Source organism: Streptomyces albospinus, from assembly GCF_014648695.1.
In the GTDB taxonomy this organism is placed as follows: Bacteria; Actinomycetota; Actinomycetes; order Streptomycetales; family Streptomycetaceae; genus Streptomyces; species Streptomyces albospinus.
The window spans coordinates 48,722-66,848 of the sequence record NZ_BMRP01000023.1 but is presented as its reverse complement, the minus strand read 5'-3'; the positions used below and the strand labels follow the sequence as shown (position 1 = coordinate 66,848).

The 18,127-nt window shown below is 72.9% G+C and carries 16 protein-coding genes; 7 read left to right on the top strand and 9 right to left on the bottom strand.

The genetic code is table 11. From position 1 onward, the window contains the following. Positions 1-12: 12 nt before the first annotated feature. The 5 genes from IEZ17_RS27345 to IEZ17_RS27325 form a co-directional block, all read right to left on the bottom strand. Positions 13-1,005 carry a Pvc16 family protein gene (locus tag IEZ17_RS27345; protein WP_189304612.1) on the bottom strand — a complete coding sequence of 331 codons (993 nt, stop codon included), beginning with the start codon at positions 1,003-1,005 and terminating at the stop codon, positions 13-15. Between the two features lie 298 nt (positions 1,006-1,303). Then, positions 1,304-2,149, bottom strand: coding sequence for a hypothetical protein (locus IEZ17_RS27340; RefSeq protein ID WP_189304610.1), 846 nt, complete (start codon positions 2,147-2,149; stop codon positions 1,304-1,306). Then, positions 2,142-2,897 (bottom strand): T4 family baseplate hub assembly chaperone, encoded by a 756-nt coding sequence (locus IEZ17_RS27335; protein WP_189304609.1) that lies wholly within the window; start codon positions 2,895-2,897, stop codon positions 2,142-2,144. Before IEZ17_RS27335 ends, IEZ17_RS27340 begins: the two co-directional genes overlap by 8 nt. Before the next feature lie 589 nt (positions 2,898-3,486). Beyond that, the gene (locus IEZ17_RS27330) at positions 3,487-4,011 is read right to left on the bottom strand and encodes a phage tail protein (protein WP_189304607.1); all 525 of its coding nucleotides are present in this window, start codon (positions 4,009-4,011) and stop codon (positions 3,487-3,489) included. Between the two features lie 67 nt (positions 4,012-4,078). Continuing rightward, positions 4,079-5,926 carry a phage tail sheath family protein gene (locus tag IEZ17_RS27325; protein WP_189304605.1) on the bottom strand — a complete coding sequence of 616 codons (1,848 nt, stop codon included), beginning with the start codon at positions 5,924-5,926 and terminating at the stop codon, positions 4,079-4,081. Positions 5,927-6,687: 761 nt separating this feature from the next. Here IEZ17_RS27325 and sucC point away from each other — a divergent pair. Both sucC and sucD read left to right on the top strand, forming a co-directional pair. Then, positions 6,688-7,866, top strand: coding sequence for an ADP-forming succinate--CoA ligase subunit beta (gene sucC, locus IEZ17_RS27320; protein ID WP_189304603.1), 1,179 nt, complete (start codon positions 6,688-6,690; stop codon positions 7,864-7,866). Positions 7,867-7,887: 21 nt separating this feature from the next. Further along, positions 7,888-8,772, top strand: a complete 885-nt coding sequence (gene sucD / locus IEZ17_RS27315; RefSeq protein WP_189304601.1) for a succinate--CoA ligase subunit alpha — start codon at positions 7,888-7,890, stop codon at positions 8,770-8,772. 129 nt (positions 8,773-8,901) lie between these two features. Here sucD and IEZ17_RS27310 read toward each other — a convergent pair whose 3' ends face one another. Beyond that, complete coding sequence (locus IEZ17_RS27310) at positions 8,902-9,810, bottom strand: RNA polymerase sigma factor (protein WP_308427707.1); 909 nt, start codon at positions 9,808-9,810, stop codon at positions 8,902-8,904. 98 nt (positions 9,811-9,908) lie between these two features. Between IEZ17_RS27310 and IEZ17_RS27305 the strand changes: the two genes are divergently transcribed. Then, a complete protein-coding gene (locus IEZ17_RS27305) occupies positions 9,909-11,414 on the top strand; it encodes a cell division protein PerM (RefSeq protein ID WP_189304599.1) in 1,506 nt (501 codons plus the stop codon). Between the two features lie 30 nt (positions 11,415-11,444). Here IEZ17_RS27305 and IEZ17_RS27300 read toward each other — a convergent pair whose 3' ends face one another. Then, complete coding sequence (locus IEZ17_RS27300) at positions 11,445-12,323, bottom strand: hypothetical protein (RefSeq protein ID WP_189304597.1); 879 nt, start codon at positions 12,321-12,323, stop codon at positions 11,445-11,447. A 271-nt stretch (positions 12,324-12,594) separates the two neighbouring features. On the opposite strand from IEZ17_RS27300, the gene purN reads away from it, so the two are divergent. Together purN and purH are read left to right on the top strand one after the other, a co-directional pair. Further along, positions 12,595-13,239: a phosphoribosylglycinamide formyltransferase gene (gene purN / locus IEZ17_RS27295; protein WP_189304594.1), complete on the top strand. Its 645-nt coding sequence runs from the start codon at positions 12,595-12,597 to the stop codon at positions 13,237-13,239. Continuing rightward, positions 13,236-14,807 (top strand): bifunctional phosphoribosylaminoimidazolecarboxamide formyltransferase/IMP cyclohydrolase, encoded by a 1,572-nt coding sequence (purH, locus tag IEZ17_RS27290; RefSeq protein ID WP_189304591.1) that lies wholly within the window; start codon positions 13,236-13,238, stop codon positions 14,805-14,807. Before purN ends, purH begins: the two co-directional genes overlap by 4 nt. Before the next feature lie 70 nt (positions 14,808-14,877). Here the strand turns inward: purH and IEZ17_RS27285 are convergent, their stop codons facing one another. Continuing rightward, positions 14,878-15,453: a hypothetical protein gene (locus tag IEZ17_RS27285; protein ID WP_189304589.1), complete on the bottom strand. Its 576-nt coding sequence runs from the start codon at positions 15,451-15,453 to the stop codon at positions 14,878-14,880. A gap of 119 nt (positions 15,454-15,572) precedes the next feature. After that, positions 15,573-16,343 (bottom strand): RDD family protein, encoded by a 771-nt coding sequence (locus tag IEZ17_RS27280; protein ID WP_189304587.1) that lies wholly within the window; start codon positions 16,341-16,343, stop codon positions 15,573-15,575. Positions 16,344-16,590: 247 nt separating this feature from the next. Here IEZ17_RS27280 and IEZ17_RS27275 point away from each other — a divergent pair, with 247 nt between their 5' ends. Both IEZ17_RS27275 and IEZ17_RS27270 read left to right on the top strand, forming a co-directional pair. After that, positions 16,591-17,460, top strand: a complete 870-nt coding sequence (locus IEZ17_RS27275) for a bifunctional methylenetetrahydrofolate dehydrogenase/methenyltetrahydrofolate cyclohydrolase (RefSeq protein ID WP_189304583.1) — start codon at positions 16,591-16,593, stop codon at positions 17,458-17,460. Between the two features lie 94 nt (positions 17,461-17,554). After that, on the top strand, positions 17,555-17,983 hold the full coding sequence (locus IEZ17_RS27270; protein ID WP_189304581.1) for a DUF3017 domain-containing protein: 429 nt from the start codon (positions 17,555-17,557) through the stop codon (positions 17,981-17,983). Positions 17,984-18,127 lie beyond the last annotated feature (144 nt).

Sequence of the window (18,127 nt, the reverse complement as noted above, 5' to 3'; positions counted from 1 at the left end):
CCGCACCGCGCCTCAGCTCCCCCCGCCGTCGGTACGGCCCGCGCCGCCCGCCTCGCCTGCCCCGCCCGCGCCGCCGCCGGTCGCCTTGCGCGGCCGGTTACGGGTACGAGCTGCCGGCCGTCCGGCCGAACTGCCGCCGGTGGCCTCGGACTTGGCGGACCGTGCACCCGCCGCCTTCTTCGCGCTTCGCTTCGCGGGAGCGGCGGTCGCCCCGGCAGCGGCGTCGCCCTTGTCCCCTGTGCCGCCCGTGCGGGTATCCGTGGCCGCAGTCTCCGCCGCAGTCCCCGCCGAAGCCGCGGCGGAGGATCCGGCAGCTCCGGCAGCCCCCGCCGCCCCGCCTGTCCCCGCCGACCGCTCCGGCACCGCGGGCGGCAGCGACTCTTCCGGCGGCACCTCCGGCACCTCCGGCACCACCGTCACTTCCGGGCGCCGCACCGGACGCGCCGGGGCCGGCTTCTGGTGGCCGTCCAGCAGCACCAGCGACGCCTGGTAAGCCACCGACAGGGCGTACGGCGTGTTGTTCAGCATCCCCCAGAGCTTGGACGTCTCGTCCACATCCATCTGGGTCGGCGTGAAGCGCACCTTCTGCGGCGACTCGGCCAGATCGCTCCCCGCCAGGTAGGGCCGTTCGGCCGCCTCCACGATCAACTCCCTCGGCAGCACGGGGATTTCGTGCAGCGTCCGCACCACGCTCCCGATCAGCCGCTGCCCCACCAGCTCCTGCTCCTCCCCGTACGCGCTGATCAGGAAGTGGAGGTCGATCGCCGCGGCGGGCCGTTTCAGCAGCGTTCCGTCCGAGGCACGGGTGACCAGGTCGTTGTTGCGCATCGAGGAGTTGTGGGTGACCTGGTAGAGGAACACGGTGATCGTCGGTTCCGTCGGCGGATCGGACGGCGGCTTGCGCGTCTCCACCGACACGGCCATGTCGATCTCGGGATGGAGGTTGTGCTCGATCAGCAGTGCGAGCGCCTGCGTGACCGTCGCGACCGCGAGTGCATTGCTCATGACGTCCGTCCCCCCGAAACCGGCCCCGACCGCGTCGTCCTCCCGCGCATCCCCGCTCCGCGCATCCCCGCTCCGCGCATCCCCGCCCCGCGCATCCCCGCCCCGCCCATCGGCGCCCCCATCACCCTCACTCCCACCCGAATCCCCGTCACGCCTGTCCCCGTCACGCCTGTCCCCGTCACGCCTGTCCCCGTCAGGCCTGTCCGAGTCCCGCGTATCCGCGTACCGCCAGTCCGCGTACCGCGTATCCGCGTCCCGCCTGTCCGCGTCCCGCGTATGCCCGACACGGCTCTCCCCGTCACGTCGCCCGCTCCCCGCGCGCCAGATAGTCCGCGAGGGTCAGCGACGGCGCGCGGCGCTCCGCGCGCGCCGCCCGGCCGCCCGCCGCGGGCCGTTCGGCACCGGCCGCGCTGACCTCCAGCCGGCCGATCTGCACATGCACCACCCGCTCGGCGGGGCCGCGCTGCCCGCGCCGCCCGCCGGGCGTGGCCCGCGGCGCGGGTGTACGGGCCGGCGGCAGCACGTCCGCCCGCGGTCGCAGCGCGGCGACCGGCCCGTCGGGCCCGCCCGCCGCCCCCGCCGCGGACACCGAGGACGCCGCCGCCCGGCCCGGCACGGCGCGCTCCGCGCCCGCCGCCCCGGTCCGCCCGCGCGGCCGGACACCGTCGGCGGTAGCGGCCCGCACCCCGGGATCCGGCGCGACCGCCGGCCGCAGCAGCGGGCCCGTGGCCGGACCGACCGTCTGCCCGGCGTGCGCCGGGTCCGCCACCCGCGCCGCCTCGGTGCGCAGCACGGTCTCCCGTTCGCTGGTGGTGCGGATCTCCCGCGCGTACCGCGGCTGTTCGCCCGCGAACGGCCCGGTCGGCCCGGCCGCCGCCCGCGGATACAGCGGGTCGGTCCCGTCTTCCTCGTCTGCCCCGGCCCCGCGCAGCGCCGCCACCCGCTCGAACGGCCCCGGCAGCCGCGGCTGCACCAGCACCCGCCGCACCCCGCCCGTATGGCCCGGCGCCCCGCCGTCCCCGCCGGGCCCCCCGAAGGGATCGACGGGGCCCGCCGCCACCGGCGCATACCGCGCCAGCAGCCGGCCGAAGTAGTCACCGGACTCGCCGGACTCGCCGGACTCACCGGGCATCTGCTCAGACATCCGCGCACAGCTCCAGGTAGTAGCGGCGCCGCAGCGGGCTCAGCGCCAGGATCTCGGGCTCGCTCCAGCCGTAGGCCGAGGCGAGCAGATGGACGTCGAGGAGCACATCGCGGGCCCAGGCGTCCAGCTCGGTCCACAGGTACGCGGCGATGTCCAGCTCCGCCGGTGTGGCCGCGCCGCACTCCGGGCAGGCGATGTTCAGCGTCAACTCCGCGCCGGGGTCGGCCTGTTCGGCCGCCTCGGCGAAGCGGTCGAGCACCGGTCCGGGCAGCCGTCCGACCTCGTCCGCCGACGCCTCCCGGCCGCCCCGCACGGCCGAGACCGCACAGCGCGCGGCCAGCCGCCGCCGGGCGTCGGCCCCGTCCACCGCGGCGGCGCCCACGGCGGCGAGGTCCGCGGCGCCGGGCAGCCGGAACTCCACCTCCCACTCGCCCTCCGCCACCCGCAGCACGCCCGCGGGCAGCAGCGGGCGGGTCGCGCCCAACTCCCGTGCGTCCAGCTCGAACTCCATCGCCGCCCCGCACTCCGCCCCGGCGCAGTCGATCTTCACCTGCATCCGGTCGCCGAACAGCGCCCGGCGCAGCGCGAAGAGATCGGCCGCCCGCTCCCCGAGCGGCACCGACAGCAGTGCGTCGGTGTCCGCCCCGGGGCGGGCCGCGCGGTGCAGCAGCAGAGCCCGGCCGCCGCTCTGCCGGTCCAGCCCGGCCTCCCAGGTGGCCAGCAGTTCCGCGGGCCCCGTGACCGCCATTCCTCACCTCGTCCCGCTGCCTGGGCCGTTGCCGTTGCCGTTGCCGTTGCGGTTGCCTCTACGCATCGTTCCGGTGCGTACGGGCGACGGCCTTGGTGCTGGCGCCTTGGTACTGGCTTCCTGACTCCTTGGTACTGGCTTTGTGCGCTTGCCTTGTGACCGGCCGACCGACCGGCTCGTGCGCTTGCCTTGCGACCGGCTTGCCTTGCGACCAGCCGACCGACCGGCTCGTGTGCCTGCCACGCGACCGCTTGCCTTGTGGCAGACCGGTTGCCTTGTGACCGACCGGCTCGTGCGCTTGCCTTGCGACCGCTTGCCCCTGCCTGCCTTGCGACGCCTCCTCATCATTCCGGCAACGATTACGGAGAGTAATCGGTTCCCGGCGAGGTGTCACAGCGTGTGGACGGTCGTCGTGCTGGATGCGTTGGTCGTCGTTCGTAGGTACTCGTCCGTAGGTACTCGTCGTGCCGGACGGGTTGCCGTTCACGCTGGAACGATTGCCCGTCACGCCGGAAGGGCTGCCTCCCCGCGCCGGACGCGTTGCCGTTCACGCCGGAAGGGCTGCCCCTCGCGTCGGACGGATTGCCGTTCACGCCGGATGGGTGAAGGACGGCTCCTGGGGTTCGGGGACCTCGTAGTCGCGCTCCCAGCCCTCGCATTCGAGCTTGAGGCTCTGGATGGCGACGGCGTTGGCGTTGGCGTCCATCTCGCCCAGGACCTGGAACTCGCTCGGCCAGGCCCGGTAGATCTTGTGCGAGACGGCGACCTGGCCGGCTTCGTTGAGGACCTGGATGACGATGTCCTTGCGGAAGTCGGCGAGCGAGACCTCGGAGCCGAGGCCGGCGCCGACCTGCCAGACCTTGTTGGCCCAGCGGTCGAACTCCGGGTCGTGGGTCACCCCGCGCTCCAGGGTGATGCCCTCGAACTCGGAGCGGCCCGGGGACTTGCGCGGTGAGCTGGGGTCGCCGCCGTTGCGGTGCTTGACGACCTCGGTGGTGCGCTTCAGCGGGCTGATCTTGCTGACCCCCGCGACCGTACGGCCGTCCCACAGCACCAGGAACTTGAAGTTCTTGTACGGGTCGAAGCGATGGGCGTTGATCTGAAACTCAGCCATCGGAATCCTTCACGTCCTTTGCCTGCACGTCCTGTGCATGCACGTCCTGTGCCTTCGCGTCCCTGGGCTAGAGGTCGAACTGCCCGGCCAGCTGCTGGATCTTGACGATCACGAACTCGGCCGGCTTGACGGGCGCGATGCCGACCACGACGTTCACGATCCCGTTCTCGATGTCCGCCTCCGTCGTCGTGTCCTTGTCGCACTTGACGAAGTACGCCTGCCGCGGCGTGCCGCCCTTGAAGGCGCCCTTCTCGAAGAGGGAGTGCAGATACGCCGAGGCGTTGAGCCGGATCTGCTGCCAGAGCTGCTCGTTGTTGGGTTCGAAGACGACCCATTGGAGGCCGCGCAGCAGGCTCTCCTCCACGTGGAGGGCCAGCCGGCGCACCGGGACGTACTTCCACTCGCTGTCCAGCGCGTCCGCGCCCGCCAGCGTGCGGGCGCCCCAGACCAGCGGGCCGACCATCGGGAACGTGCGCAGGCAGTTGATGCCGAGCGGGTTCAGCAGCCCGTTCTCGCGGTCCGTCAGCTTCACCGTCAGGGCGTGCACCCCCGCCAGCCGCGCCTCGGTGCCCGCCGGCGCCTTCCACACGCCGCGCTCGCCGTCCGTACGGGCGATGACGCCGGCGATGGCGCCGCACGGCGGGAAGGAGCGCAGCCGGCCGGTGAGCGGGTCGGTGAGCTGGAGGTGCGGGAAATACAGTGCGGAGTGGTTGCCGCGGACCGGGTCGAAGGCGCCGATGCCGGCCCGGGCGGCGTCCACGCTGCCCCAGGCGGCGGGCGCGTCGGCGAGCAGGAACATCCGCCGCTCCGTGCACAGCCGCTCGGCCGCCGAGAGCACCGTGACGATGTCGTCGGTGGACTCGTACGACGCCAGCTCCGGCAGCGCGAGCAGATTGACGTCGGGGACGTCGCGCAGCGCCTGGAGGCCGCTCTTGCGGGCCTCGCTGCCGATGATGTCGCGCGGCCCCGGCGGGTCGCCGTCCTCGCCGCCGCACAGCGCGAAGACCGGCGGGTTGACGGACGCCTCCAGGCCCAGGTCGTTGGCGCACTCGCCGAGGAAGCGGACCACGTCGTCGGGGTCGGTGGAGCCGGCGACGACCTGGATGCGGCGCCCGAAGGCGGTGACCTGGGTGCCCGCGAAGGCGTGCTTGCCCGGGGCGTCGGGCAGGGACCGCAGCTTGTGCTCCAGCAGCAGTGCCAGCTCGGTGACATCGCACGGCGCCGGGCCGTCGCAGTCCGGGTCGTAGAGCGTGAACTCGCGCTCCACCTCGCCGATCTTCACCGTCAACTCGACGTTCAGATCGGGCAGTTCGCGGTGGAAGGCCTTGGAGACGGTGCCGGACGGGTCGGGGCGGCCCTCGCCGACCACCGCCACCCGGATCAGCGCGGAGCCGGCGTTGATCACCGTCTCGGCGTACCGGCCGTCGCCGGGATCCATGGAGAGGCCGGAGAAGGACTCCCGGGCGGAGCCGTGCGCGTCGAGGACCTGGAGGTCGAAGGTCTCGTCAGGGCACGGGGTGTCGTGGTCGACGGCGACCCGCAGGCCGTCGCCCCAGATGCCGGGCTCCTTGGCGTGCACCTCCAGTACGGGGCACTCGCTGTGGCCCTCGGTGGACTCCAGGGTGACCTGGGCCTCCTTGCCGGTGCCGGCCCTGGCGACCCGGACGATCACCGCGACGGTGCCGCCGTTGCCGAAGAACTGGTGGACGGCGTACGCGACCGGGCTGCGCGAGGTCAGCCCGCCGAAGCGGCGCTCGAAGTCGGCGAAGCTGGTGATCCGTACCGGGTGGTTCAGCGGGCCGCGCCGGGTGTGGCCCACGAACGCGGTGACGGATGTCGTAACGGTGGTGATGCTGCGGATGCTGCTGGGAAGCTCTTCGACATAGACGCCGGGATAGGCCGTATGTGTCGGCATTCCCCCTCCAATCCCCTTAGGCACCGAGTGTGAGGACACCAAGAAATCGAGAAAGGGGGAGGGAGTGCGGGTGCGGAGGAGTCCACGGCCGCGACCGGTCTCAGCTCCGACGCGGTCGTGCATCCCCCCACTGCCCATCAAGTTCCCCCGTCTGCACCCGGCGCAGAACGGTCTGCCGACCGACCTGCCCGGGACCAAGCCCGAAGCGCGCGACTCCAGCTTGTGACTCCTGATGTGAAAGTGCTCAACGCAGTTTCTGCTGGGGGGAGTTGAAGGGTCAAGAGGTCTTTCCGGACACCCTGTGCGGAGGTGTTGTGCGGACCTGGCGCACCTTCTTCCCAAGCGGATTCCCGCTTTCCCGGAACCGGAACCGCACCGGACGGGGGCGCCCGGGTGCCGCCGCCCCCGCGCAAGAACGGCGCACGGCATCGGAGTGCACGGCGGATGGCGACGGAGCCGCCGCGCCGTGCCCGGCGACTCGCGGAATATGTCCTGCACCCCGTCGGCGGCATGCGGAAATGCGACGGAGAGCTAACTTGGCTTAAAGATCTGTGACCGTAATCACCGCCGGAGTGTGATCTGCGATTTAGGGCCGCGCGTCCTGCGGCGATAACCTGCGGGACGGACATGCCGCGTATCCGGACTCCGTGTATACGCCTCCCCTGTGACAGCGCCGTCACGTTGCCCTTCGCGGCACGCCCATCGCAGACAACGAACCGCGATCACTACGGCGATTCTGAGAAGACAAGGGACGGACGCGCGTGGACCTGTTCGAGTACCAGGCGAGGGACCTCTTCGCCAAGCACGGTGTACCGGTGCTGGCCGGTGAAGTCATCGACACGCCTGAGGGGGCCCGCGCGGCGACCGAGCGCCTCGGCGGCAAGTCGGTCGTCAAGGCGCAGGTCAAGGTCGGTGGCCGCGGCAAGGCCGGCGGCGTGAAGCTGGCCGCCACGCCGGACGAGGCCGTCGCCCGCGCGACGGACATCCTCGGCATGGACATCAAGGGCCACACGGTCCACAAGGTGATGATCGCCGAGACCGCTCCGGAGATCATCGAGGAGTACTACGTCTCGTACCTCCTCGACCGCACCAACCGCACCTTCCTCGCCATGGCCTCGGTCGCGGGCGGCATGGACATCGAGGAGGTCGCCGCGACGACCCCCGAGAAGCTCGCCAAGGTGCCGGTCGACGCCAACGAGGGCGTCTCCATCGAGAAGGCCCGCGAGATCGTCGCCCAGGCGAAGTTCCCGGCCGAGGTCGCCGAGAAGGTCGCCGAGGTCATGGTGACCCTGTGGAGCACCTTCGTCGCCGAGGACGCGCTCCTCGTCGAGGTCAACCCGCTGGCCAAGGTCGCGAGCGGCGACGTCCTCGCCCTCGACGGCAAGGTCTCCCTCGACGAGAACGCCGAGTTCCGCCAGCCCGAGCACGAGGCCCTGGAGGACAAGGCCGCGGCCAACCCGCTGGAGGCCGCCGCCAAGGCCAAGGGTCTGAACTACGTCAAGCTCGACGGCGAGGTCGGCATCATCGGCAACGGCGCGGGTCTCGTCATGAGCACCCTGGACGTCGTCGCCTACGCCGGCGAGAACCACGGCGGCGTCAAGCCCGCCAACTTCCTCGACATCGGCGGCGGCGCCTCCGCCGAGGTCATGGCGAACGGCCTGGAGATCATCCTCGGCGACCCGGACGTCAAGTCCGTGTTCGTCAATGTCTTCGGCGGTATCACCGCGTGCGACGAGGTCGCCAACGGCATCGTGCAGGCCCTGGAGCTCCTGAAGTCCAAGGGCGAGAACGTCACCAAGCCGCTGGTCGTCCGCCTCGACGGCAACAACGCGGAGCTGGGTCGCAAGATCCTCTCGGACGCCAACCACCCGCTGGTGCAGCGCGTGGACACGATGGACGGTGCGGCCGACAAGGCCGCCGAGCTGGCCGCGGCCAAGTAAGGGACGAGGACTCCAAACACCATGGCTATCTTCCTCACCAAGGACAGCAAGGTCATCGTCCAGGGGATGACCGGTGCCACCGGCATGAAGCACACCAAGCTGATGCTGGGTGACGGCACCAACATCGTCGGCGGTGTCAACCCGCGCAAGGCCGGCACCGAGGTCGACTTCGACGGCAACGCGGTCCCGGTCTTCGGCTCCGTCAAGGAGGCGATGGAGAAGACGGGCGCCAACGTCTCCGTCCTCTTCGTCCCGCCGGCCTTCGCCAAGGCCGCCGTCGTCGAGGCGATCGACGCCGAGATCCCGCTGGCCGTCGTCATCACCGAGGGCATCGCGGTGCACGACTCCGCCGCCTTCTGGGCGTACGCGAAGGCCAAGGGCAACAAGACCCGCATCATCGGCCCGAACTGCCCCGGCCTGATCACCCCCGGCCAGTCCAACGCCGGCATCATCCCGGGCGACATCACCAAGCCCGGCCGCATCGGTCTGGTGTCGAAGTCCGGCACGCTGACCTACCAGATGATGTACGAGCTCCGTGACATCGGCTTCTCCTCGGCCGTCGGCATCGGTGGCGACCCGGTCATCGGCACCACGCACATCGACGCCCTGGAGGCCTTCCAGGCCGACCCCGACACCGACCTGATCGTGATGATCGGCGAGATCGGCGGCGACGCCGAGGAGCGTGCGGCCGACTACATCAAGGCCAACGTCACCAAGCCGGTCGTCGGCTACGTCGCCGGCTTCACCGCGCCCGAGGGCAAGACGATGGGCCACGCCGGCGCCATCGTGTCCGGCTCGTCCGGCACCGCCCAGGCGAAGAAGGAGGCCCTGGAGGCCGCGGGCGTGAAGGTCGGCAAGACCCCGTCCGAGACCGCGCTGCTGGCCCGCGAGCTCCTCGGCGGCTGACGGCTCCCTCTTCGGGGACCCTGCCGGCTGCCGCCGGACCGGTCCCCCGGCGGCACCGCCGTTTCCACGGCCGTGGGCCCGTACCCCCAGGGGTACGGGCCCACGGCCGTTGGGCGGGGGACGGCCGGCTCACCGGAGGAAGTCCGGGGTGAGGCGGGCGCCGCGGTGCTGCGCGCGGGGCGCGGTCCGCCGGTGTGGTGCCGCCCGCCGCTCCGGCGCGGCCTGCCGGACCTCCCGGGACGGCGAGGCCGCCACGGAGCGCTCCGGCGGCGGGGCGTGGCCGCCCGGTGTGGTGATGGCCACCGTCACCGCGGTCAGCGCCAGCAGCCCGGTCACCCCGAAGCCCGCACGGGTGGTCCGCCGGGTGCGACGCTCGCTGCTCTCCCGTACGGTCCGCGCGGCCGGCGGCGCCACCGGCCGGGACGCGGCCAGCGCGGTCAGCCGGGCGTGCAGCACCTCGCCCTGGCGCCCCGGCGGCAGCCCGTCGAGGCCGAGCTCCGGCAGCCGCTCGGCGATGCACTCGCGGGCGTGGGTCAGCCGCCCGGTCGCCGCCGGGGTGCTGGCCTCCACCTCCGCCGCGGTCTCGGCCAGCCCGAGCCCGAGCCCGTCGTGCAGCAGCAGGGTGCGGCGGTACGGAGCGGGCAGCGCCAGCACCGCCTCCAGCAGCGCCCGGTCCACGGGGGCGTCGGGCGGCGGCGCGGGTGTCTCGGGCCGCGGGCGCTCCGCGGCGCGCAGCCGCAGCCGTCGCCAGGGGGCGAGCGCGTAGTCGTGGGCGGCGGCCCGCACCCAGCCCACCGGATCCGCGTCGACCGCTACTTCCGGCCAGCGCTGCCAGGCCGTCTGGAAGGCCCGCTCGACGGCCCGCCGGGCGAGCCGGGCCCGGCCGGTGAGCAGGAACACCTGCTGGGTCAGGGGCCCGGCATGCCCGTCGTAGAGCGCCTCGAAGGCTGCTGACGGGCCATCAGTCCTGGTTTCTCCGCTGGTTTCTGACGGGGTGTCGAGGGCGGGGGAGGGGTGCCGCCGGTCGCGCTGTGTCATAGGAGAAGTGTGAAAACGGGCACCGGCGGATCCCGCGCGACACGTCGGGCAGACGTCCAGTACATGGCTGAAACGGGTGTTGTTGGCAGCATGACAGTGTGAGTCAGCTGATCGATCGCGGTCCTGCGTTGTCCTCGCACGGCCGCACCGCCGCGCAGCGTTCCTCCGAGATCGGCGCCGCGTTCGTCGGCGGGGTGACCGCCGCCGGGCTCGGCCTCGGGGCCTTCGCGGTCGCCGTCCTGCTGCTCTGGGTCGTCTCCCCGTACCCCGACAGCGGCCCGTCCCGGTCGCTGCACCTGGCCGCCGACCTGTGGTTCATGGCGCACGGCGGCGGCCTCCTCCGCGCCGCGGCGCCGTCCGGCGCCCCGGCGCCGGTAGCGGTGCCGCCGCTGCTGCTCGCGGCGCTCCCCGTCTGGCTGCTCCACCGGTCCGCCCGGCACACTCTGGCCACCGCGTCCGACGACGGTGCCGACCCGGCGCCCGAGCCGTCCCCGGCGGTCCCGCCGGGGACCCTGCTCGGCGCGCTGCTCGCCGGGTACCTGCTGGTCGCGGCCGGTGCACTGCTCTACACCTCGACCGGCCGGCTGTCCGCCGACCCGATCGGTGCGCTGCTGTACGTCCCCGGCACCGCGGTCGCCACCTTCGCCGGCACCGCCTGGCACACCCTCGGCCGGGGCGCCGCCACCCTGCTGCCGCCCCGGATCCGGCGCGCCCTGGCCCCGCCGCCGCCCGATGCCGGCGCCCCGCCCTCCGGTTCCCGGCTCGCCACCGCCGCGCGGACCGTCGCCACCGCCCTCCGGACCACGGTGCTCCCGGCCCTCGTCCCCGCGCCCCGGACCGTCCTTCCCGCCCTCCGGGCAGGGTCGGCCGCCACCCTCGCCCTGCTCGCCGGCGGGATCCTGCTCACCCTCGTCGGGCTCGCCCTGCACCCCGGCCGGCTCTGCCAGGACCTGCTCCGGCTCGCCCCGGACTGGGCCGGGCGCTGTACGGTGCTGCTGCTCTGCCTCACGCTCCTCCCCAACGCGGCCGTCTGGGGCGCCGCATACGGCCTGGGGCCCGGTTTCACGCTCGGCGCGGGTAGCGCGGTCGGCCCACTGGGCACTTCCGCGCACCCCTTGCTGCCGCCCTTCCCGCTGCTCAGCGGCATGCCGGCCCCGGGCCCGGGAACCCCGCTGACCTGGGCGGCGGCGGTGGCGCCGGTGGCCGCCGGCGCGGTGCTCGCCCGATACGCGGCCCCGGACGGGCACCGGGCGTGCTGGGCGACCGTGAAGGTGGCGGCTCTGGCGGCGGCGCTCTGCGGCGCGGTGCTGGCGGTGCTGGCCGGGCTCGCCGGCGGTGCGATGGGCAACGGCGCGCTGGCCGCCTTCGGCCCGAGCTGGTGGCTCACGGGCCTGGCGGCGGCGGCCTGGACGGCGCTCCTCGGTGTCCCGGGCGCGCTGGCGCTGCGCGCCTGGCACCGGCACACGGACCGCCGTGTGGCGGCCGGCCGCACCAGAGCCCGCCGCCGCGCCCCCCGCCCTTCCGTCCCCCGCCTCCCGCTCCGCCGCCGCCGTCCCCCGGCCGCCGGCGCCGTATCGGTCTCCGAGGGCGGGCGGGAGAGCTGACGGCGGCCGGCGCTGCCGGACCGGCCGGAGCTACTGCTGCTGCTGGCCGAGCAGCGGTCGCAGCTGCGGCGGCAGGAGGTTCTCGCAGGACTTGCCCGCCGACTGGGTCAGGGCGTCGTTCACGCAGGTGAAGTAGTCGCGGTAGACGATCTGGACGGTGAAGGTCGCGGCCACCATCATCAGCGCCAGCGAGGCGGCCACCAGGCCGGCGATCGCCGCGGTGGTCTGCGGCCGGGCGGCGCCCGGTGCGGGCGGCAGGCCGGCGGGGGCCGGGCGGCCCTCTATGGCCGCGGTGGCCGCCGCGGCGCGGGCCTTCGCCGGGTCGGGCTTGCCGCGCAGCGAGCTGATGCCCCAGTAGAGGGACAGCGAGGCCAGCAGCAGCGCGACCTCGGGCAGGCTGAACAGCACGAAGAAGAACGACCACATGCCGGCGAGGAGGGCGTAGCGGGCTCGGCGCTGGACCGGGTCGGTGGGGTCCCAGCGGAGACCGCCCGGGTTGCCGGGGCCGCCCTGGCCGCCGCCACCCTGGGGGCCGCCGCGGCCCTGCCGGCTGCCGAACTCGCCGCTCTGCCGGCCCGGCTGGCGGCTGCTCCACTGGCTGCCCCAGGCCGGGGGCGCGTCCTGCTGCTCGTGGTCGCCGCCGCCGTCCTGGCCCTGGCCGTGCCCGGCCGGGGTGCGGGGGCGCCACTCCTGGTCGGGGGCGCCGGCGGGCGGCGGGGCGAAGGGGTTGTCCCGGTCGGGGGCGGCGGGCGCTCCCTTGGGGGCGGGGGTGCCGGCGGCGTCCGGCGTACCGGGGGACGGTGAGTCCGGGGAGGACGACGACTTGCGCTCACGCGGCAGCAGGACCGCGCCGGGGGCGGTGGCGGCGAGAGGGAGGAGGAGGGCCGCGCGGCGGTGTCGGTCCGGCATCTGGAGTGTGTCTTCCCCTTGTCTTGGGCGTCCGTCCGGCGGGTCGGCCGGCGGGACGGTCACCATGAACTGCATGCGTTCTTCCGCCCGACGCTACCTCCCGTGCCCGCCCCCGTCCCGCGGGGGCCGCGCGGTGTGCCGGTATCGTTGCTGACGGTCGGCTCGTTCGTAGGGTTCCCCGTATTCACGCAACCCCTCGCTTTGTGCGACCGTACAACTCCCACATCGCACCTGAAGACCCGCCATTACGACCGCGAGAAAGACCCCCATCGTGGCCCCCTCCTCCCTTCCCGATCGCCCCGCCCCGGCCCGGATCGTGGTCCTCGTCTCCGGTTCGGGCACCAATCTCCAGGCGCTGCTCGACGCCGTCGCCTCGGAGGGCGCGGCGGAGTACGGCGCCGAGATCGTGGCCGTGGGCGCCGACCGGACCGGTATCGCCGGCCTGGAGCGCGCCGAGCGGGCCGGTCTGCCGACGTTCGTGTGCCGGGTCAAGGACTACGAGGACCGGGCGGCGTGGGATGCGGCGCTCGCCGAGGCGACCGCCGCGCACGCCCCCGACCTGGTGGTCTCCGCCGGCTTCATGAAGATCCTCGGCAAGGAGTTCCTGGCCCGGTTCGGCGGCCGGACGGTCAACACCCACCCGGCGCTGCTGCCCAGCTTTCCCGGTGCCCACGGCGTGCGCGACGCGCTCGCGTACGGCGCGAAGGTCACCGGCTGCACCGTCCACTTCGTCGACGACGGTGTCGACACCGGCCCGATCATCGCGCAGGGCGTGGTCGAGGTCCGGGACGAGGACGATGAATCCGCGCTGCATGAGCGCATCAAGGAAGTCGAGCGATCGCTGCTCGTCGAGGTCGTGGGGCGCCTGGCCCGTCACGGCTACCGCATAGAGGGACGAAAGGTACGTATCTCGTGACCGCCACCGAAGGTACGCAGCGGCCCATCCGCCGCGCTCTGGTCAGCGTCTACGACAAGTCCGGGCTGGAGGAGCTGGCCCAGGGGCTGCACGCGGCGGGCGTCCAGCTCGTCTCCACCGGGTCGACGGCCGCGAAGATCGCCGCCACCGGGGTGCCGGTCACCAAGGTCGAGGAGCTCACCGGCTTCCCCGAGTGCCTCGACGGCCGGGTCAAGACCCTGCACCCCAAGGTCCACGCCGGCATCCTCGCCGACCTGCGCCTTGCGGACCACCAGCGGCAGCTGGCCGACCTCGGCGTCGAGCCGTTCGACCTGGTGGTCGTCAACCTCTACCCGTTCAAGGAGACCGTCGCCTCCGGCGCCACCCCCGACGAGTGCGTGGAGCAGATCGACATCGGCGGCCCCTCGATGGTCCGCGCCGCCGCCAAGAACCACCCCTCGGTCGCCGTGGTCACCAGCCCCGAGCGCTACGCCGACGTCCTCGCGGCCGTGCAGGGCGGCGGCTTCGACCTGGCCGCCCGCAAGCGGCTGGCCGCCGAGGCGTTCCAGCACACCGCCGCCTACGACGTGGCCGTGGCCTCCTGGATGACCAACGTCTACGCGCCGGAGGCGGACGGGGCCGGGCTGCCCGAGTTCCTCGGCGGGACGTGGGAGCGCCGCAGCACCCTGCGCTACGGCGAGAACCCGCACCAGGGCGCCGCCCTCTACGTGGACGGCCAGCCGGGCGGCATCGCCAATGCCGAGCAGCTGCACGGCAAGGAGATGTCCTTCAACAACTACGTGGACACCGAGGCCGCCCGCCGCGCCGCCTACGACCACGAGCAGCCCTGTGTCGCGATCATCAAGCACGCCAACCCCTGCGGCATCGCCGTCGGCGCGGACGTCGCCGAGGCGCACCGCAAGGCGCACGCCTGCGACCCGGTGTCGGCGTACGGCGGCGTGATCGCGGTCAACCGCCCGGTGACCGTCGCGCTCGCCGAGCAGGTCGCGGAGATCTTCACCGAGGTCATCGCGGCCCCGGCATACGAGGACGGCGCGGTCGAGATCCTCGCCCGCAAGAAGAACATCCGCGTCCTGAAGGTCGACGGCACCCCGCACCAGCCCGGTGACCTCAAGCTGCTGTCGGGCGGCGCGGTGCTCCAGCACACCGACGTCTTCCAGGCCGAGGGCGACGACCCGGCCACCTGGACCCTCGCCACCGGAGAGGCCCTGGGCGCGGACGAGTTGGCGGAGCTGGCGTTCGCGTGGAAGGCGTGCCGCGCGGTGAAGTCCAACGCGATCCTGCTGGCGAAGGACGGCGCGTCCGTCGGCGTCGGCATGGGGCAGGTCAACCGCGTCGACTCCTGCAAGCTCGCCGTGGAGCGCGCCGGCGAGGAGCGGGCGCGCGGCGCCTACGCGGCGTCGGACGCGTTCTTCCCGTTCCCCGACGGCCCGGAGATCCTGATCGGCGCCGGGGTCAAGGCCATTGTCCAGCCGGGCGGTTCGATCCGCGACGAGCTGGTCGTCGAGGCCGCGAAGAAGGCCGACGTGACGATGTACTTCACCGGCACCCGGCACTTCTTCCACTGAGGTCCACGCAAGAACGGAGGGCCGCACCCCTGCCCGGGGTGCGGCCCTCCGCCGCGTGGTGCGTCCGCGGTCAGTAACGCGGCCTGCTGAACCAGGCGTTGCCCTCGTCCTTGCTGACGAAGACCAGCACCAGAATGCCCAGCACGGTGTGCACCAGGCCGAACGGGAAGGTCACGAGGCTCAGCAGGATGGTGCCGACGCCGAAGACGATGGTGCCGACGCGGACGCCCTTGCCGCCGTTGCCGAACTGCGCGGCGAGCGTGATCGCGGCGGCGGTGAACACCACGATGATCACGATCGCCGCGATCAGCAGGCCCTTGCCGACGTTGAACGCCGACATGTCCGAGTAGGGCGTGGACGCGGCGTCGTGCGACGCCTTGCTGACGCCGCCCAGCCCCAGCACCGCGAGGACCAGGCCGATGAGGTTGAGTCCGGCGAGCACGAACAGCATCGTCCGGGCCGCCTTGACGCTGCCCGGCATCACCGTCGGGTACTGCTGCGGCTGCATACCGGGCATCGGGCCGCCCGGGTACGCGCCGTACGGCGCCATGGGCTGCTGCGGCTGCATCGGCTGCTGCTGGGGGTGGCCGTATCCGGGCTGCTGGCCCGGCGGCGGGCCGTAGGGGTTCGGGTTGGGATAGCTCACGAGCGGTGTCCTTCAGGCGACTTGAGGCGGTATCGGTGAGCGCCACGAAGGCCCCCGGTCGCTGCTGCGAGGGGGCCTTCGGCGGGCTGTTCAGGGCGTCCGTGCGGCCCGGTATGGCATTACTGGGCGCGGACGACCACGCTGCCGACGAGCTTGTCCGCGAACGTCTGGGACTTCTCGTCCCACAGCGGCCACAGCCAGCCGATGCCGCACAGCAGACCGTTCAGGTAGCGGCAGATGTAGCGCAGGAAGGTCATGCCGAAGCCGAGAGGCTGGCCGGTGGTCTCCTTGATCACCTTGATGCCCAGCATCTTCTTGCCCGGGGTCTGGCCTGTGCTGCCTTCCTTGGCCATGAGGAAGAAGCTCCCGCCCACGATGATCAGCCACGCGATCACCATGACCACCATGGCGCCGACCGGTGTGCCGGCCGACGCGGCCGAGTGGTAGGCGTTCGAGACGCAGTTGTAGTCCCCCGGCGGGCAGCTGGAGGCGGCCGAACTGGCCGAACTGGCGGAGCTGGCCGAGCTGGCCGCCATGACGAAGCCGATGATGTACAGGATGATCGGCAGCGCGCCGATGATCAGGCCGTCGATCAGGAACGCCCCGAGTCGCGCGCCCCAGCTCGCGTACCCCATCGGCATCCCCGGCATGCCCGGCTGACCGTACGGAGCCTGCGGCTGCTGCGGGTAGCCGCCGTACTGCGGCGCACCCTGCTGCGGCGGAACCTGGCCCTGCTGCGGGTAGCCGTACGGCTGCTGCGGGGCGCCCTGCTGCGGGTAGCCGTAGCCCGGTGCTCCGCCCTGCGGGGGGACCGGGGGCTGCTGGCCGTAGGGGCCCTGGGGGGCCTGCGGCGGCTGGCCGTATGGGTTGTTCGGGTCGCCGAAGCTCATGTTGTTGCTTTCCTCCGTTGGGTGTCAGTGGGGGACGACGCGGCGTGACTCGGAGGAAAAACAGGTGGTTTCACTGGCCCGCCCCCGACGATGCCTGCGGCACTGCGCGTCAATCCTTCTAGGTGAGGAATCCCTCTGTCCAGTCAGGGTGGTCAGCCTTTGTCCAACTGCAATGATCATTTCCGGACAACTGCCGTTCGCGCGGCCTGATTGGAACGCGGGTGCCTCCATCCGGGAGGATGGGGGTATGACTGCCCAGATTCTGGATGGCAAGGCCACCGCCGCCGCGATCAAGTCCGAGCTCACCGACCGCGTCGCGGCGCTGAAGGCCAGGGGCGTGCAGCCCGGCCTCGGCACCCTGCTGGTCGGCGACGACCCCGGGAGCCGCTGGTACGTCAACGGCAAGCACCGGGACTGCGCGCAGGTCGGCATCGCGTCGATCCAGCGCGAACTGCCGGAGACCGCCACCCAGGAGGAGATCGAGGCCGTCGTCCGGGAGCTCAACGAGGACCCGGCCTGCACCGGCTACATCGTCCAACTCCCGCTCCCCAAGGGCATCGACGCCAACCGCGTGCTGGAGCTGATGGATCCGGCCAAGGACGCCGACGGGCTGCACCCGATGAGCCTGGGCCGGCTGGTGCTCGGCATCGAGGGGCCGCTGCCGTGCACCCCGTACGGCATCGTCCAGCTGCTGCGCCGGCACGAGGTCGAGATCAAGGGCGCGCACGTGGTGGTGGTCGGCCGCGGTATCACCATCGGCCGCCCGATGCCGCTGGTGCTGACCCGCAAGTCGGAGAACGCCACGGTGACCCAGTGCCACACCGGCACCCGCGACCTGTCCGCGCACCTGCGGCAGGCCGACATCATCGTTGCCGCGGCCGGTGTGCCGCACATCATCAAGCCGGAGGACGTCAAGCCCGGCGCGGCCGTGCTGGACGTCGGCGTGAGCCGGGACGAGAACGGCAAGATCGTCGGCGATGTGCACCCCGGCGTCGCCGAGGTGGCCGGCTGGGTCGCCCCCAACCCGGGCGGCGTCGGCCCGATGACGCGGGCCCAGCTGCTGGTCAACGTCGTCGAGGCGGCCGAGCGCGCCGCCGGGGGCACCGCCCAGCGTTAGCCGGGGGTGGGGGCACCGCCCAGCGTTGGCTGGGGGAGTTTGAGAGCCTGGTTCTACGACACGACCCGGAAACGGAAGGGGCTGACCGCCACCCATGGCCGCCGAAGCGCACTCAGAGGGCGCATCCGAGCCGCAGCGCACCTCGCGCCGCTTTCCGCAGGTCACCCGCGACACCGCCCGCCCCGAGGGCGGCGGCCGGGCGGCCTCGGGCGGCTACCCCGCGCCGGCCCGGCAGTGGCCGCTGCTCGCCGTCATGGGCGGCGTCGCGGCCGGGCTGCTGCTGGTCGCGGTCGACGCGTTCCGCATCGGCTCGATCGTGATCGGACTCTCCCTGATGGCCGGCGCGGCGCTGCGGTGGGCGCTGCCGTCGGTGGGGATGCTGGCCGTGCGGTCCCGCTTCACCGACATGGTGACGTACGGCGTGCTCGGCTTCGTCATCGTGATCCTGGCGCTGATGGTGCAGCCCAAGCCGTGGATCCACGTGCCGTTCCTGGACGACATCGTGCACTTCACGGTGCGGTAGGCCCTGGCGGAGCGCGCCGGGCACCGGGGCGCGGTGGCCGGGGCGCGGCGCGGCGAGCCGCCCGTGCCGTAGCCGCCCGCGCCTGTGTGACGCGGGTAACTTGGCGACGTCCGGGGGGTGCACCGACCGCGAGAGGGATGTGTC

Bases quoted from the DNA above. Each gene is read 5' to 3' on its own strand.
- sucD (WP_189304601.1), top strand. From the start codon at position 7,888: ATGGCTATCTTCCTCACCAAGGACAGCAAGGTCATCGTCCAGGGGATG.
- IEZ17_RS27345 (WP_189304612.1), bottom strand. From the start codon at position 1,005: ATGAGCAATGCACTCGCGGTCGCGACGGTCACGCAGGCGCTCGCACTG.
- IEZ17_RS27310 (WP_308427707.1), bottom strand. From the start codon at position 9,810: ATGACACAGCGCGACCGGCGGCACCCCTCCCCCGCCCTCGACACCCCG.
- IEZ17_RS27330 (WP_189304607.1), bottom strand. From the start codon at position 4,011: ATGGCTGAGTTTCAGATCAACGCCCATCGCTTCGACCCGTACAAGAAC.
- IEZ17_RS27325 (WP_189304605.1), bottom strand. From the start codon at position 5,926: ATGCCGACACATACGGCCTATCCCGGCGTCTATGTCGAAGAGCTTCCC.
- IEZ17_RS27270 (WP_189304581.1), top strand. From the start codon at position 17,555: ATGGCCGCCGAAGCGCACTCAGAGGGCGCATCCGAGCCGCAGCGCACC.
- IEZ17_RS27300 (WP_189304597.1), bottom strand. From the start codon at position 12,323: ATGCCGGACCGACACCGCCGCGCGGCCCTCCTCCTCCCTCTCGCCGCC.
- IEZ17_RS27275 (WP_189304583.1), top strand. From the start codon at position 16,591: ATGACTGCCCAGATTCTGGATGGCAAGGCCACCGCCGCCGCGATCAAG.
- IEZ17_RS27335 (WP_189304609.1), bottom strand. From the start codon at position 2,897: ATGGCGGTCACGGGGCCCGCGGAACTGCTGGCCACCTGGGAGGCCGGG.
- IEZ17_RS27280 (WP_189304587.1), bottom strand. From the start codon at position 16,343: ATGAGCTTCGGCGACCCGAACAACCCATACGGCCAGCCGCCGCAGGCC.
- IEZ17_RS27340 (WP_189304610.1), bottom strand. From the start codon at position 2,149: ATGTCTGAGCAGATGCCCGGTGAGTCCGGCGAGTCCGGCGAGTCCGGT.